At 46.5% G+C, this 14686-nt stretch carries 14 protein-coding genes and 2 pseudogenes; 5 read left to right on the top strand and 11 right to left on the bottom strand.

What is annotated here, in order from left to right:
- Positions 1-23: 23 nt before the first annotated feature.
- Entirely contained in the window at positions 24-1574 is a 1551-nt protein-coding gene (locus CB4_RS09495; protein WP_096465332.1) for a prenyltransferase/squalene oxidase repeat-containing protein, read from the bottom strand.
- A 34-nt stretch (positions 1575-1608) separates the two neighbouring features.
- Between CB4_RS09495 and CB4_RS09490 the strand changes: the two genes are divergently transcribed.
- The 4 genes and pseudogenes from CB4_RS09490 (at position 1609) to CB4_RS09475 (ending at position 4508) form a co-directional block, all read left to right on the top strand.
- Positions 1609-2775, top strand: coding sequence for a DUF2515 domain-containing protein (locus CB4_RS09490; RefSeq protein ID WP_096465330.1), 1167 nt, complete (start codon positions 1609-1611; stop codon positions 2773-2775).
- Positions 2672-3184 (top strand): CBO0543 family protein, encoded by a 513-nt coding sequence (locus CB4_RS21960; protein WP_331713194.1) that lies wholly within the window; start codon positions 2672-2674, stop codon positions 3182-3184. Before CB4_RS09490 ends, CB4_RS21960 begins: the two co-directional genes overlap by 104 nt.
- A 407-nt stretch (positions 3185-3591) precedes the next feature.
- Positions 3592-3882 (top strand): annotated as a pseudogene (locus CB4_RS09480) (IS1595 family transposase); the annotation flags it as partial.
- 56 nt (positions 3883-3938) lie between these two features.
- A complete protein-coding gene (locus CB4_RS09475) occupies positions 3939-4508 on the top strand; it encodes a dihydrofolate reductase family protein (protein ID WP_096465328.1) in 570 nt (189 codons plus the stop codon).
- A 156-nt stretch (positions 4509-4664) separates the two neighbouring features.
- Here the strand turns inward: CB4_RS09475 and CB4_RS09470 are convergent, their stop codons facing one another.
- A complete protein-coding gene (locus CB4_RS09470; RefSeq protein ID WP_096465326.1) occupies positions 4665-5225 on the bottom strand; it encodes a DUF1697 domain-containing protein in 561 nt (186 codons plus the stop codon).
- A 164-nt stretch (positions 5226-5389) separates the two neighbouring features.
- On the bottom strand, positions 5390-6493 hold the full coding sequence (gene tnpB, locus CB4_RS09465) for an IS200/IS605 family element RNA-guided endonuclease TnpB (RefSeq protein ID WP_096465324.1): 1104 nt from the start codon (positions 6491-6493) through the stop codon (positions 5390-5392).
- Between the two features lie 179 nt (positions 6494-6672).
- Here tnpB and CB4_RS21515 point away from each other — a divergent pair.
- Positions 6673-6822, top strand: a pseudogene (locus tag CB4_RS21515) (tyrosine-type recombinase/integrase); the annotation flags it as partial.
- 72 nt (positions 6823-6894) lie between these two features.
- Here CB4_RS21515 and CB4_RS09455 read toward each other — a convergent pair.
- The 8 genes from CB4_RS09455 to CB4_RS09420 form a co-directional block, all read right to left on the bottom strand.
- On the bottom strand, positions 6895-8565 hold the full coding sequence (locus CB4_RS09455) for a ribonuclease J (RefSeq protein WP_408607750.1): 1671 nt from the start codon (positions 8563-8565) through the stop codon (positions 6895-6897).
- 191 nt (positions 8566-8756) lie between these two features.
- Positions 8757-9620, bottom strand: a complete 864-nt coding sequence (gene dapA, locus CB4_RS09450; protein ID WP_096465318.1) for a 4-hydroxy-tetrahydrodipicolinate synthase — start codon at positions 9618-9620, stop codon at positions 8757-8759.
- Between the two features lie 18 nt (positions 9621-9638).
- Complete coding sequence (dapG, locus tag CB4_RS09445) at positions 9639-10865, bottom strand: aspartate kinase (protein WP_096465316.1); 1227 nt, start codon at positions 10863-10865, stop codon at positions 9639-9641.
- A gap of 13 nt (positions 10866-10878) precedes the next feature.
- Complete coding sequence (locus CB4_RS09440) at positions 10879-11922, bottom strand: aspartate-semialdehyde dehydrogenase (protein ID WP_096465314.1); 1044 nt, start codon at positions 11920-11922, stop codon at positions 10879-10881.
- Positions 11923-11980: 58 nt separating this feature from the next.
- Positions 11981-12580, bottom strand: coding sequence for a dipicolinate synthase subunit B (locus CB4_RS09435; protein WP_096465312.1), 600 nt, complete (start codon positions 12578-12580; stop codon positions 11981-11983).
- Positions 12564-13475 carry a dipicolinate synthase subunit DpsA gene (gene dpsA, locus CB4_RS09430; protein WP_096465310.1) on the bottom strand — a complete coding sequence of 304 codons (912 nt, stop codon included), beginning with the start codon at positions 13473-13475 and terminating at the stop codon, positions 12564-12566. Before dpsA ends, CB4_RS09435 begins: the two co-directional genes overlap by 17 nt.
- Positions 13476-14027: 552 nt before the next feature.
- Entirely contained in the window at positions 14028-14243 is a 216-nt protein-coding gene (locus CB4_RS20925; protein ID WP_146226553.1) for a hypothetical protein, read from the bottom strand.
- Between the two features lie 5 nt (positions 14244-14248).
- On the bottom strand, positions 14249-14500 hold the full coding sequence (locus CB4_RS09420) for a YlmC/YmxH family sporulation protein (protein WP_096465306.1): 252 nt from the start codon (positions 14498-14500) through the stop codon (positions 14249-14251).
- Positions 14501-14686 lie beyond the last annotated feature (186 nt).

Below are 14686 nucleotides of genomic sequence, written 5' to 3'. Positions count from 1 at the left end.
CAGTCAGAAAACTTCTGGCTGCTTCATGTAAACTTCTCCTTGTAATGACTTAATGCTAGTAACGGCCAGATGTAGCGATAACTATGATAATAAAAATAAAATCCCCCTGGCAGTCCTGCTCCCGTTGGATACGCTGTTGTCCAATCGGTTTTATTCCCCGAATCAAGTAAGTATTGTATCCCGCGTTCAATCGCAGGCGTCGTCTCCTTTGAAACCGCAACTAACGCATCGACTGCCCATGCGGTTTGGGATAACGTACTAGCCCCCAGTGGAACATATTTTTTCACAACGTCACTCCTGCATGATTCACCCCAGCGACCATACCACGAGCCATCTTCCTGCTGATTTTTAAGTATCCAGTGTACACCGCGTCTGATATTCGGGTGCTGAACGTGTAGCCCCACATCGGCTCCTAGAAATTGCAACGTTCTCCCTGTTAAATCAGCCGTTGATGGGTCCGTACTTACTGACTCAGTCCCCGAAATCGGAAGCATGCGCAGTATTTCTTTATCGGTGTTTTTTTCAAAGGCTGGCCATCCGCCATCGTCATTTTGCATGGAGAGCACCCAGCTTACACCTCGCTCCCAAGCCTGCCGATATATCGGATTCGTTTTTGCTAGCTTATGGATCGCTCTAAGAGCTGCCGTCGTATCATCAACGTCAAGATCTATCGTGTTACTATCCGAGAAGCCCCATCCGCCCGGTGCGGCATTTGGGTTATGAACAATCCAATCTCCATATTTTGTTTGTTGTCGTGACAGCAGGTAGTGACCCGCCCTTTGGATGGTGGTGCTTGAATAAGGCACACCAGCTTCTTGTAATGCATAACTCACTAATGCCGTGTCCCACACGGTTGATGTGGAATTCTGGACATGCATCCGTCCGTTTGCTTTACAGGATAATGTTTGTAAACCCGTAATGGCGTGTACGATAATCGGATGCCGTTCCGAATAACCGAGTGCAAGCAAGGCGAAGATCATAAGAAATGTTGCACTGAAATAGCTATATAATGTTCCATCCGGCTCAATTCGATCTAGCATGAATTGTTCAGCACGACGGGTTGCTAGATTATGGATGTGCTCCGGAAGGTACGAAAGCTGCTGAATGCCAGATGCTATCAATGATAGAAGCGAGCGGTGCTGGATGTTTATGCTCGTCGCTCGATGCTTCATATACAAGTCTGATACGTCAGGAGTTCGTTCTGTTTTGAGCGAAAATTTCCGATCTGACGTAATTAAAATAGGCGCAATATGGACTCTGGCATGACCGGAAAAAAGCAGCGCATCGTACGCTTCTATCGTAGCGGATAGATTTCCTCCTTCTTCATCACGAAATAACTTCCACGCTCCGTTTGGCTCCTGTTTATCAATGATCGCCTCTGTTACGCTTCTAATGAAATCTTCATCATGAATGTTCAATGTTCGCAATAGGATGATCATATAGGCATCAATCATCGGCCCGCTTTCTAAACAATAGTACCACGAACCAGCTTGTGCTTGCTGACGTTTTACCGTGGCGATGATGCGATGAATCTCGGTTTCTATTTGATTCAATCCACTCACTCCTTTTTTCATGATGGTCCATATCCATACTCCGGGAGGGACGAAGATGGGGAGCAGATTCGCAACCTTGGGCAAGAAATGGGCAGCGTTCAAGCAAAGCCAGCTTCCGCCCCTTCTGTCCATAAAAAAAGATTTGAAACAGAAAAGCAACTGTGTGAAAGAAGCTTCCGTTTCCATAACAGAGCTACCTGTAGCCGATCAACAATTGATTGATCAAATTAACAAACGTACTCGTCAGCATAATATGAACAACGTGACACGAACGAGGGCCTACTATGACTTTTACTGTCGGCATCCTGAGATTCACTGGGCGTTTCTTGGTCATATGGTATCAAGGAATGGCGGCTGGAACATGACCGATCTAAAAGGGGAACTGCTTTCGAGATTGCTTTCGGAGAAGGAACAACAGGAGTACTTTCAATTCTTAGAGCGCGGAAATTGGCTCATTTTTCAAGATGTGTATCCACAGTTTTTATTATATGAAGAAAGCCTAAAAAGACAGACCAATTTGTTTCATTTACTGCCTTACTTCCATGTGTCTGTCTTTATGCAGACGTTATGGAATCATTTTTACGAGTATAAAGACTGCTATATATTAACCATTGGCCTTGTTATTAATGAACAGAGTTATTTAGAAAAAAGAGTGATTCAGAATCCGTTCTATCAAAAAACAGTAATAAAAACGTTTGAGTTTACGCTACAGGATATATTGAGTTTGAATCAAATTCTTTTCCCCTGTGATCAAGAACAACTCATCGGGCAAACCCTCCATCAGTTTGCTTCTCTTCACGAGCGAATTTTATTAGGGAAGAGATTATATACTCTTTTGTTTAGCGCGGATGTTTTACACTGTGTTTCACGGTGGGCTGCCAAACATGTTCATACAGGATCTCGCAAAGATTATTGGCCTCATCTATTCAACGATGTAAAAGAGTCGCTTCCGAACACTTCGTATACGCGCCGGATCGATAACTGTCAGTTGAAACCCGATGCAAAACGATTGTATAGCCCTTCTCTACTTCATGCCTGGGGCAATGTTGAGCATGAAGAAGCAGAAATCGGCGATTGGTTTGATGATTGGAGAGTCATCTATTATTTGATTCCGATAAATGAAGATGTGGATGGTGAGATTTTTCATGCATATTGTAAAACATTGGAGAAAATTGAATTCGCAATCATGGCAAAAGAAAAAATCCTTCCCCCCTCAAGCTGATGGAAAAGATTCAATGCTGCATTATGTACCTGCGATGATATTTTCTTCCTGGTTGGGAACGTATCTCGATCTGATCCTTGTAGAAAAACAACTATATTCCTTTCCGATTCGACCGCTCCCACATATTTTCAGCATTAACATTGCGTTTACATTAGTGCTGTTACCCATCGCAACCGCGTGCTTTCTTTGTTTTGCAGAAAAAATAACGAAGGCACAGCGTATGGCCCTAGCTCTTCTTCTCGGCTTTGTAATGCCCATTAGCGAACAGGTGGCGGAAAAGGTCGGGTTGTTTCATCACAGCAGTGAATGGAGTCATCTGTATTCCTTTTTTGGCTACATTGTTTTTATGTGGGTTGTATATAAGTTTCACCATCTATACTCATGCAAGAGCAGAATCAAGAAACATTAAATCATAGAAATAAGAGGAATAGCTTAATTGCTAACGGTAACGTATCTTGGACATGGCGTGTTGGGGGACGTACAACACTGGGTTCTTGGCCTATCACCGTTACTTGCAATGGAGAAAGTGCAACAACTCAGTTTGAAGTAGTACGCTAAACATGAAAAGGTAACAATATGGCATATAGTGCAAAGAAAAAGAACTGACTCGTGGAATTGTTTAAAATCTCTTACATACATGGTCCTTTATGGGCTTTTTCTTTTGGCGTATATTAAAAGAATTTGCTCTTGCTGCAATCCACTCGGAGATATAATAGATAATAAGAATTTCAATTGGAGGGTGAAGCATATGAATTTGCGTGAGATAATCGACCGTTTTGAAGCAGAATACGCAGTTATAGAGGTTGGAGAAAATATAAGAGTTTAGAGCATTTTCAAATTAAATCAGACAGTGGCAAACACGTTATAAAGGGTTTGTATCACATCCAAAATGTAAACGGTCTTCATTCTCGCTTGAAACAATGGATAGGCCGCTTTAAAGGCGTGGCTACAAAGTATCTTGATAATTACCTTGCTTGGTTTTTATTTGTCGATAGTCGTAGTAATGAAAACACGAAACAGCACATTAAAGAATTTCTACTAACTTCTTTTGTATTTGAAATGAAAGATACATATAATAGTCTACGTTTATCTAAATTCGTTGTGTAATCCTTATTCAATGGGACAGAAAAATCAAAATCTGAATGATAAAAGGATGAAAAGCTATGACAAATAACGTGAAACAGAGAAGAATAATTTTAGATTTAGCAGTTACTTTAGATGGTTTTATTGAAGGGAAAAATGGAGAAGTTGATTGGTGCATTATGGACCCTGATATGGGGTTCACTGATTTCTTAAATCATATTGATACTATTTTATATGGTAGAAAAAGCTACGATTTATGGGGACAATATATTCCGAAAAATGAAGACTCTGATACCGAAAAGGAAATTTGGAAATTGGTTCATAGTAAAAAGAAATATGTTTTTTCCAGAACACAAAAAGAGACTGGTAATCAAGCAATATTTATAAATGATAATATTCTTGAAGAAGGAAATAAATTGAAGAAACAGTCTGGTAAAGACATCTGGCTATATGGTGGAGCAAGTCTCATTACAACTTTTATAAATTTGGGGCTTGTTGATGAATTTAGGTTATCTATTCACCCTGTTGTTTTGGGAGAAGGAAAACCGTTGTTTATTGATTTAAAACAGAGGATAAATTTAAAAATGGTTAATACAAGAACATTCTCCTCTGGCGTTGTGCAAATAAACTATCATTGGGATGGTAACTAAAAATATCTTTCACTCCAAAGATATATTGTAATAAACATTATTAAGGTAATACTCGACAGTAGTTTCACCTATTGAACTAAGAGGGAGCCCATTATTTATGGGTTCCCCCTTAATATTATAAAATTATCAATATTAAATTTTAACAGAGCCTAAATATTAAATCTCCATTGCACTTGCCAGAGCTACGAGCTTGTTTGTTGTTTTCCAGTTACGCATGGTCGCTGGGACATCTAGCTTCTGAAGATTGTTGGCAAGCTTAGAATTACGTATACTATGGCTGAATAAAAGGAAGACCTCTCGACCCACAATTCGATACTCTTCTCCGTTACTTTTGAAAGCCCCTAGCCGTTCAATCCCTTCCTTCGAAGACTCTTCAAGCAAAAACGAGACATATAGGCTCTCTCCTTCGGACGATGCCTTAGCTTCAGAGACTTCCTCTTCCGAGAACGGGCAATTTGCGACAATCCTTTTCAGCTCCTCGGCCGTTCTTAAAACAACTGTTACTGCAAAACCGAAAGCCACCTCTATCTCATGTTCGATCCGCCTGCGTAACGATTCTTTCTCCTCTTCCGATTCGAAGAGAACGTTGCCACTTTGAATATACGTTTGAACTCGACTCAGATTCATTGCTTCAAACGTTCGCTTCAATTCAGCCATCTTGATTATGTTCTTTCCACCTACATTGATACCTCGTAACAGTGCAATATAAATCGTCATCTATCTCACTACCCCCTTTTTAAATGTAGAGATCTTGAATACTCCCACCACTTAAAATCTAACGATTTTTGAAGTGGGGGATTCCTGGCTCGTCCACTCTCCTGAGCAGAATTCGTACGTGAATGTACCCCAGGCTACCCCCGCAATTCCTGCGGTTGGTTAGCTTATACGTCTAACAATCGGAGTCCTTCTTGCAAAATATTGACCGCCGCATTTACATCCCGATCATGGTGGGTATGACATTCCGGACAGTCCCATTGTCGCAGGTTCAAGTTCTTCACATCCCGGTTCCGGTAGCCACAGGCCGAACACAACTGGCTCGATGGGAATGTCTTTCCGACAAAGCTGAGGGTACGTCCATACCAGTCTGCCTTGTATTCCAGCATCCGACGAAACTCTGACCAGGATGCATCCGAAATGCTCTTCGCCAGCTTGTGATTTTTCTGCATGTTTGACACCTGCAAGTCCTCGATACAAATCGTTTGGTTTTCACGAATCAGTGTCGTGGACAGTTTTTGCAGGAAGTCGGTGCGGCAGTTGGCTATTCTTTCGTGCAGACGAGCAACTTTGATTCTCGCCTTGTTCCAGTTAGAACCCCCTTTTGTACGTCTGCTCATGACACGTTGCAGGTGGGCCAGTTTCATTTCGTACTTTCGCAGATACTTCGGATTATCGAATGTTTTTCCATCCGAAAGAATCGCAAACCTTGTCAGGCCCAAGTCGACTCCCACTCGCTTCTCTACTTTTGGTAACGGTTTCATCTCCACTTCACAAAGCACCGATACAAAATACTTGCCGGATGGATGGCGGCGAACCGTAGCTGACAGAATACGTCCTTCTACTTCCCGACTTTTGGCAAAGGGAACGAGTCCAAGTTTCGGGAGTCGGATCTGCGTTCCTTCTATACGAATCGCATCCTTGTTGTTTGTCGTATTGTACGACTGTCTGGGATTCTTCCGGCTTTTGAATGTGGGATACCCTTTTTTCTCATGGAAAAACTTTTGATAGGCCGCATCTAAGTCTTTCAATGCGTTTTGCAGGGCGGTAGAATCCGGTTCTTTTAACCAGGATACTTCTTTCTTCAGTGTCGTCAAAAGAGCAGAACAAGCCGTATAATTCAATGTTTTTTGTTCGGTCTCATAGGCCTCTTTGCGTTTCGCCAGAAAGTGATTGAACACATACCGAACACAGCCGATGGACTTGTTAATGAGCATAGCCTGTTCCTCATTCGGATAGATGCGAAATTTGAACCCTTTATGTTTGAACATGTATGTTTCACCTCCTCCCTCCCATTGTACCTGACTGTTTCGGGAGAAAACAGTCGGACTTGCGAGAAGGCAGACGCCTTCCCGCGTCCGAAGCCGATTCATCCCTCACTTTCGCTATCGCTTAGAAGTGGGAGTCTTCTCGGCTGAAATGATAAAAACACATAACTTAATACCTAGTTTTGCGGCATACACACGCTACTCTACTGCTGCAGCTCGGTGAAAATCCAAAAGTAGTATCTGAACGCCTGGGGCATGCTGATGTAAATATTACGCTGAACACATACGCTCATGTGCTGCCTACGATGCAAAAAAATGTGGTCCAACGATACTTTTATAGAACCAAAAAGAGCCGAGAACCCAGTCGTATCAAGGGGTTTCGGCTCTTATATTCCGTATTTACCTTACACTTCCATAATAATCGGAAGGATCATCGGGCGGCGGCGAGTCTGCTCATACAAGAAGCGGCCCAGCGCGTCGCGAACATTTGTTTTCAGTGACGACCATTCATTCACATTCTCATCCATGCAGCGCTGCAGCGTTTGTCCTACGATGCGGTTCGCTTCATCGAGAAGTGCTTCCGATTCGCGGACATATACAAAGCCGCGTGAGATAATATCCGGTCCTGCTAGAATTGTTCCGTTTTGCTTGCTCAATGTAACTACAACGACTAAAATTCCATCCTGGGATAACAGCTTACGGTCACGCAGTACGATATTGCCGACATCACCGATACCAAGACCATCGATGAGGACAATACCCGATTGAACTTTCGGGCCATAGCGTGCACGGTTATTCTGAATCTCCACAGTATCTCCATTGTCGAGCATGAAGATGTTTTCCGGTTGTACACCACACTGTTCGGCGAGGATGGCGTGCTGACGAAGCATCCGGAACTCCCCGTGAATTGGGAGAAAGTACTGCGGTCTCATCAGGTTCAGCATCAGCTTCAGTTCTTCTGCGCTGCCGTGACCTGATACGTGAATGTCGCTGCCGTAGATCACATCGGCTCCGATGCGATACAGCTGGTCTACCGTACGGGCTACATACTTCTCATTGCCTGGGATCGGCGTAGCGGCAATAAGAACTGTATCTCCTGGCAGAACGTCCACTTTACGGTGCGAAGAACGCGCCATTCGTGTCAGAGCGGACATCGGCTCGCCCTGGCTACCTGTACATAAAATGACAACGCGTTCAGCTGGGAGCTTGTTGATCTCTTCCGGTTCGACGAGCATGCCTTCTGGTACGTTCAAGTACCCAAGTTCTGTCGCGATGTTCACGACGTTTACCATAGAGCGGCCAATTACTGTAATCTTGCGGTCATAGCGTACGGCAGCGTCTACAACCTGTTGAATGCGGTGAATGTTTGACGCGAATGTTGCGACGATGATGCGTCCGCTGCATTTATGGAACTGCTCCATAATCGCCTCGCCTACTTCACGTTCGGAACCGGTATAGCCCGGACGTTCCGCGTTCGTACTGTCAGACAGAAGGGCTAATACACCACGGTCACCGATCTGTGCCATTTTAGCGAGATCTGCATTCTGGTTATTTACCGGCGTCTGGTCAAACTTAAAGTCACCCGTATGAACCACAACACCTTCTGGAGTATCCAGGCAGACCCCGACAGAATCCGGAATGCTGTGGTTCGTTTTAAAGAACGAGGCTGTGAAGCATCCGAGCTGTACTTCTGATTTGTTATCAATCAGATTCAGCTTTGCTTCTCCGAGCAGTCCCGCTTCCTTCAGCTTGCCTTCGATGAGGCCAAGCGTCAGTTTGGTCGCGTATACAGGTACATTCATGCGGCGCAGCACATACGAAAGACCACCAATGTGGTCTTCGTGACCGTGCGTAATGAGGATACCCCGTACCTTGTCCTTGTTTTCCTGCAAGTACGTAATGTCCGGGATGACAATGTCAATTCCGAGCATTTCCTCTTCAGGGAATTTCAGTCCAGCATCGATTACTACGATGTCATCTGCGTACTGAACTACGTACATGTTTTTGCCGATCTCACCCACGCCGCCCAGAGCGAAAATCGACAGAGCTTTCTGGTTTAGTTTAGACAAATTCATTCCTCCTAATATTCAGTTGTAGTTACATGTGAGCAAACAATGTAAAAACCGAACCCATTCACTTGTTAATATTATACATGATTTTGTGGACAAAAAACAAGTGCTATCACGCATTACTATCTCCAAATGAGCCTATATGTATGTAAAAAAAGAAGAGTGGAAGTATTCCCCCCACTCTTCTTACCCATTTATTATGCGAATAAACCTTTTACGTATGCTTTTTCCTGCTCGGTCAGGACGACGAGTGGGAGACGGACACCGCCTGTTTGTACGCCTTGAAGTGCGAGCGCTTCTTTAACCGGCGTCGGATTCGCTGCAATGAACAGTCCTTCGAAGATCGGAAGCAGTTTGCGGTGCAGCGCGGATGCACCTGCGATATCACCTGCGACAAACTTGTTGATCATCTCGGTCATTTCGTTACCGATCACATGACTCGCAACGCTGATGACCCCATGGCCGCCAACGGACATGCATGGCAGCGTCATTTTGTCATCGCCTGTGTACAGTGTGAAATCATCCGGTGTACGGTCGATGATGAACGACATCTGGCTTAAGTCCACACCCGCTTCCTTGATCGCAACGATGTTCGTTACGTCCTCTGCTAAGCGCACAACCGTATCGGCTGTCATGTTAATAACAGAGCGGCCCGGAATGTTGTACAGCATCACAGGCAGCTGTACGCTTTCTGCAATCGTTTTAAAATGCTGATATAGCCCTTCCTGAGACGGCTTGTTGTAGTATGGAACAACAAGCATAATCGCGTCTACGCCCAGTTCTGCCGCTTTTTTGGTCATTTCAATCGAAGCTGCAGTATTGTTACTTCCCGTTCCAGCGATAACTGGAATGCGTCCGTCTACAATTTCGACTACATGGCGGTACAGATCAAGCTTCTCTTGTGCCGTCAGGGTTGGAGATTCACCGGTTGTACCGGCTACGACAAGCCCGGTTGTACCGGTCGCAATCAAGTGCTCTACTAATGCTTCCGTTTTTGTACGATCTACCTGAAGCTGCTCATCAAATGGGGTAACCATCGCTGTGACTAATCTGCCAAACATACTCTTCTATTCTCCTCCTCAAAATCGCACTTTGTCTAAATCAAACGTTCTGTGCAGCGCCCGCACAGCTCTAACCATGTCGGTCTCTGGCACGAGCACCCAGATCGTTGTATGTGAATCCGCAGACTGCAAAATCTGAATATCTTCTTTTGTCAGCGTCTCAACAATACGTGCCATTACACCTGGCACGCCTGCCATTCCGGCCCCAATCGTCGATACTTTGGCGCAGTGGCGTGTAAGCTTGGGCTCATACCCCATCTCATTAAGAACGGCAACAACCCGGTCCACCATTTCATCATGGATCGTGTAGGCGACTCCGATCGGATTTACGTTAATGAAATCAACGCTAATCTCATTTTCTGCCATCGCTTTGAACACTTTCATCTGCAGGTCATACTGGCCTTCTTTGGCCATAACCTTCACCTGTGTCAGGTTGGATACGTGCGCGATGCCGGTAATGAGGCGATCATTCACTTCACCGGCGATCCGGTTCGTTTCCGCTACACTTGTCACGAGCGTTCCCTCTTCATCTGAGAACGTAGAACGAACGCGAATCGGCGTGTTCGTCTGCATTGCAATCTCCACAGCACGTGGATGCAGCACCTTCGCTCCCTGGTAGGCCATGTTGCAAATCTCGGTGTACGTGATTGCCGTGAGCGGACGTGCGTCTTCTACGATGCGCGGGTCTGCCGTCATGATGCCTTCCACATCAGTGAAGATGTCAACTACTTCTGCATGCAGTGCTACACCGAGCGCTGTCGCAGACGTGTCGCTACCACCTCGGCCAAGTGTTGTCGTATCCCACTCGGTCGTTCGTCCCTGGAATCCGGTAACGATCACGACCTTATCTTGCTCCAGCTCCCGAATGATGCGTTCTGGATTAACGGTCGCAATCTGGGCGTTCGTGAAGTCATTGTTCGTCAGGATGCCTGCCTGGCCGCCTGTCAGAACCGTTGTAGTTAACCCTCGCGCATTAAGGGTACTTGCCATCGTAGCGGCCGAGATGATTTCTCCGCAGCCCATCAACATATCCCTCTCGCGCTTTCCGAGTGCATTTCCGTTCTCTCGAATAAGATCAAGCAGCGTATCCGTTGCATACGGATCACCCTTGCGTCCCATCGCGGACACGACTACACACACACGGAAGCCTTCATCAAGCGCTCGCATAATATGTGCAACGGCACGTTCACGCTTATCGGCGGTCGTCAAAGACGAGCCGCCGAATTTTTGTACCAGAATTCTCATGCTGCAAAACTCCTTATACTAAATTGCGCGCAACAAGCTCCTCCGCAATTTGTACGGCATTCCATGCCGCGCCTTTTAACAGGTTATCCGAAACGATCCACATGTGTAGACCACGCGGATTGTCGAGATCGCGACGCAGACGACCTACGAATGTCTCGATTTTGCCTGCTGCATCGGCTGGCATCGGGTAGTCCTGCTCTTCCGGATTGTCCTGCAGCACGATGCCCGGCGCTTCCGCCAGCAGACGGCGTACGTCTTCAAGTTCGAAATCGTCTTTCAGTTCTACGTATACAGACTCAGAATGGCCTTTGACAACCGGGATACGCACGCATGTTGCTGCCACTGCAACGGAATCATCGCCAAAGATTTTCTTTGTCTCACGCACCATTTTCATCTCTTCATTCGTAAATCCATTATCAAGGAACGTGTCAATTTGTGGAATGACATTGAATGCGATCTGATGCTTCTTCGGCAGAGAACCTACCGGAAGAACTTCTTTCTTCACTTCCTCGCCATTCACAATGGCTTTCGTCTGATCATTCAGTTCCTGAATCGCTTTGGCACCTGCACCGGATACTGCTTGATACGTTGACACAATGATGCGCTCAAGGCCGTAGCGAGCGCGAAGCGGTTCAATAGCGGCTACCATCTGAATAGTTGAGCAGTTCGGGTTAGCAATGATGCCGTTGTGATCTGCCATTGCGTCCGGGTTTACTTCCGGCACAACAAGCGGAACGTTCGGGTCCATACGGAATGCACTTGTGTTATCCACACAGATTGCACCACGCTTCGCCGCTTCCGGAGCAAGCGCCTTACTCACGCTGCCACCTGCGCTGAACAGGGCAATTTGCACGCCTTCGAACGCTTCTGGTGTTGCTTCTTCAATCACAATGTCCTGACCCTTGAATTGAACAGTATTACCCGCTGAACGAGCGGAAGCCAACAATTTAAGAGAGGCGAGCGGGAATTGCCGCGTCTCTAACATTTTAAGCATTTGCTCTCCTACTGCGCCTGTAGCGCCTACGACTGCTACATGATATCCTTTTTGATTCTCCATCTTCCCACTCCTTTACATGTTGTCTATGCAGAGATGCACAGATTCATCTATGAAAATATTATTTCATATAACGGAATTTCTCAACGAGTACCGGCTGAATCTGACATCCATCCAGTGCCGCCTCACATGTTTCTTTTACAAGTTCCATACGGGCGACAAGCGAATTTGGCTTCGCCGCAGGAGCGTCCTGGCCATACGGCACAAGGTAGATATTCTTCGTTGCCGCAAGTTTCGCAATATTAGCAGCATTCAGACCCAGACCATCATTCGTTGAAATCGCCAGCACAACCGGATGCAAATTGCGCAATGTCGCTTTCGCAGCCATCATGACCGCGCTGTCGGTAACAGCATTAGCAAGCTTGCTCAATGATGTGCCAGTGCACGGCGCGATCACCATCACGTCAAACCGTTTAGACGGTCCAAGCGGCTCCGCGTCTACGATTGTCGCAATGATGTCATTGCCAGTAATCGTGCGCAGCTGCTGCTGCCAGTCGCTTGAATTGCCAAACCGTGTGTCCGTTGTCGCCACCGTATGAGAGATCACCGGCACGACCTCGGCACCTGCGTCTACAAGACGCTGCACTTCTGGCATGACTTCAGCAAATGTGCAGTGCGAGCCAGTCAGCGCAAATCCAATTGTTTTACCCTTCAGATCCATCTCGATCCCTCCTGTTTCCCGCTTGATCGAAAACAAGCTGCGACAGTGTGTTAGCAATAATCTGTCCCGCCGTTTTCGGCGCAACGATTCCGGGAAGACTCGGGGCGAGGATCGCTTTAATGCCTCGCTTCTCGGCGTACCGAAAATCAGTACCACCCGGTTTAGAAGCAAGGTCGAGAATAAGCGCGTGGTGCTGCATATTGGCAATCACCTGCGCGGTAATAATCGGATGCGGAATCGTGTTGAAAATCAAATCTGCATGATTCGCATGCTCAGCCAGATCATCAATATGGAACGGTGTCAGCCCCATCTCAAAAATACGGGCCAGATCAGCAGAACTGCGAGCACCGACACGAACATGTGCTCCGAGCGCATGCAGCGCACGGGCCATCGAAATTCCAACACGGCCTAAGCCTAGCACAAGACTTGTGGAACTGTGAATGGTAAAGTCTGTATTTTGAATTGCCACCATTAGCGCGCCTTCTACAGTCGGAATCGAGTTGTAGATGGCGACGTCATCGCGGTCCATCAATTCCCGCAGACTAAGCCCGTGTCTTGCTACCGCCTCCTTGAGGAAGCTGCGGGCAATTCCCGCATACAGGCAGCAGTGCGCAGGCAACGCCGCGAAGTGTTCGTCCTTGAGCTGGATGGGCTTCGAGCAAAAAATGCTTTCGACCTTCCCGCTGTCGTCCGATCCGATGATCGGTAAAATTAATGCATCCACATCGAGCAAGAAGTCAGGAGAGAGCGGGCGCTTGATGGCACCGTTAAAGTTGCTCTCTAATGTATCAAAGCCGATGAGGGTTACCGAGGCATCGAGTTCGATGAATTTCTTGATGACTTCAAGCTGGCGGGCATCTCCGCCAATGAAGGCAGCATGAATTCCCGTTAGCATATGATAACCCCTTTCAAACCATTCTACTGCAAAGTTTCAGCAAGATAAAGCATAAAACGAGCGCGTACGCCGTGGTTTCCCGGAATTCGTTGCTTTTACTACCCTCATCGTATTCCCGCCCCCGCCCGGTGGTGACAATCGCCTATATGAAGTTTGTTTGAGGGATTGGGGGTAATTCGAAGTTTGGAGAGGGAGCCTAGAGGAGAAAAGCGTTGTCACTTGGTCACGCTCCGCTAGGAGCAATATCTGTCCGCTCCAGACGTCCAGCAGACGCGCCCGCAAAGGGTGAGCGAAGAGGATTATTCATGGAGGCTTGCGGACAAAAGCGCGTCTGCCTCCCGTCTTCCGCTAAGCCCGTCGCATAAAAGCGTTCCGCTGCTTTTCTCCTCTAGGCTCCTGCCATACTTTTCGATTACACAATCAAACAAACTTTCAGATAGCGCTTTGATGAAAAAAAGAAAAGTGCCTCGGGTGCCGCAATGCGGCACCCAAGGCACTTTAAAGTTTGTTGTTTATGTTTTTCATTTATTACGGGAGGGTCGCAAAGTGTAGTTAAAGACAGGAAGAGAGAAGCAGGGAACGTTTGTATGCGATTACCCAGCGAAAGACGGCTGGCAGACGGGCTTTTGCCTGCAATACTTCGATGAAATACATCTTCGCTTCCTGTTTGCAGGCGAGTCTGACATACGCCTGGAGCGGCCAGTGATAGCATCTCTGCGAGCATACCTGGCGTGACAGGCTTCTCTCTTCCCGTCTCCACCACCACACTTTGCCTACCGCTCCTCCTCCGCTTCCATCTGCTCCACAATAATCATCTCGCTGCCAATCTTCCGAATCGATTTCCACGGAATCATCACATCGTCTTTTTTGCGACCGATTTTGAGCATGCCGGTATTCGGAACAATAATCGATTCAATGGATCCCGTTTTCGGATCGATTACCAGATCCGACTGGCTTACAACTCCCATCCGCTCTCCGCTATCAACATTAATGATCTCTTTACCGCCTAATTCACTATAACGCATTTACATGCCTCCCCCTGTACATCGTATTTCCTCATAATATATTGGCATTCGGGTGGAGAAATGCACTTTGGCTAGAAATATAGAGAGTTCCATCGAAAGAGGTGCAGGGATTTTTTGGAGAATCGAGCAACTTTGGTGGTGGAAGTCGAGAAGAGAGAAGCCGTTCGCTTGGGTACGCTTGGCAGA

The organism is Aneurinibacillus soli, assembly GCF_002355375.1.
Taxonomy (GTDB): domain Bacteria; phylum Bacillota; class Bacilli; order Aneurinibacillales; family Aneurinibacillaceae; genus Aneurinibacillus; species Aneurinibacillus soli.
This window is presented reverse-complemented; position numbering and strand designations above follow the sequence as displayed.

Bases quoted from the DNA above. Each gene is read 5' to 3' on its own strand.
- CB4_RS09495 (WP_096465332.1), bottom strand. From the start codon at position 1,574: ATGAAAAAAGGAGTGAGTGGATTGAATCAAATAGAAACCGAGATTCAT.
- CB4_RS09490 (WP_096465330.1), top strand. From the start codon at position 1,609: ATGGGGAGCAGATTCGCAACCTTGGGCAAGAAATGGGCAGCGTTCAAG.
- CB4_RS21960 (WP_331713194.1), top strand. From the start codon at position 2,672: ATGAAGATGTGGATGGTGAGATTTTTCATGCATATTGTAAAACATTGG.
- CB4_RS09475 (WP_096465328.1), top strand. From the start codon at position 3,939: ATGACAAATAACGTGAAACAGAGAAGAATAATTTTAGATTTAGCAGTT.
- CB4_RS09470 (WP_096465326.1), bottom strand. From the start codon at position 5,225: ATGACGATTTATATTGCACTGTTACGAGGTATCAATGTAGGTGGAAAG.
- tnpB (WP_096465324.1), bottom strand. From the start codon at position 6,493: ATGTTCAAACATAAAGGGTTCAAATTTCGCATCTATCCGAATGAGGAA.
- CB4_RS09455 (WP_408607750.1), bottom strand. From the start codon at position 8,565: ATGAATTTGTCTAAACTAAACCAGAAAGCTCTGTCGATTTTCGCTCTG.
- dapA (WP_096465318.1), bottom strand. From the start codon at position 9,620: ATGTTTGGCAGATTAGTCACAGCGATGGTTACCCCATTTGATGAGCAG.
- dapG (WP_096465316.1), bottom strand. From the start codon at position 10,865: ATGAGAATTCTGGTACAAAAATTCGGCGGCTCGTCTTTGACGACCGCC.
- CB4_RS09440 (WP_096465314.1), bottom strand. From the start codon at position 11,922: ATGGAGAATCAAAAAGGATATCATGTAGCAGTCGTAGGCGCTACAGGC.
- CB4_RS09435 (WP_096465312.1), bottom strand. From the start codon at position 12,580: ATGGATCTGAAGGGTAAAACAATTGGATTTGCGCTGACTGGCTCGCAC.
- dpsA (WP_096465310.1), bottom strand. From the start codon at position 13,475: ATGCTAACGGGAATTCATGCTGCCTTCATTGGCGGAGATGCCCGCCAG.
- CB4_RS09420 (WP_096465306.1), bottom strand. From the start codon at position 14,500: ATGCGTTATAGTGAATTAGGCGGTAAAGAGATCATTAATGTTGATAGC.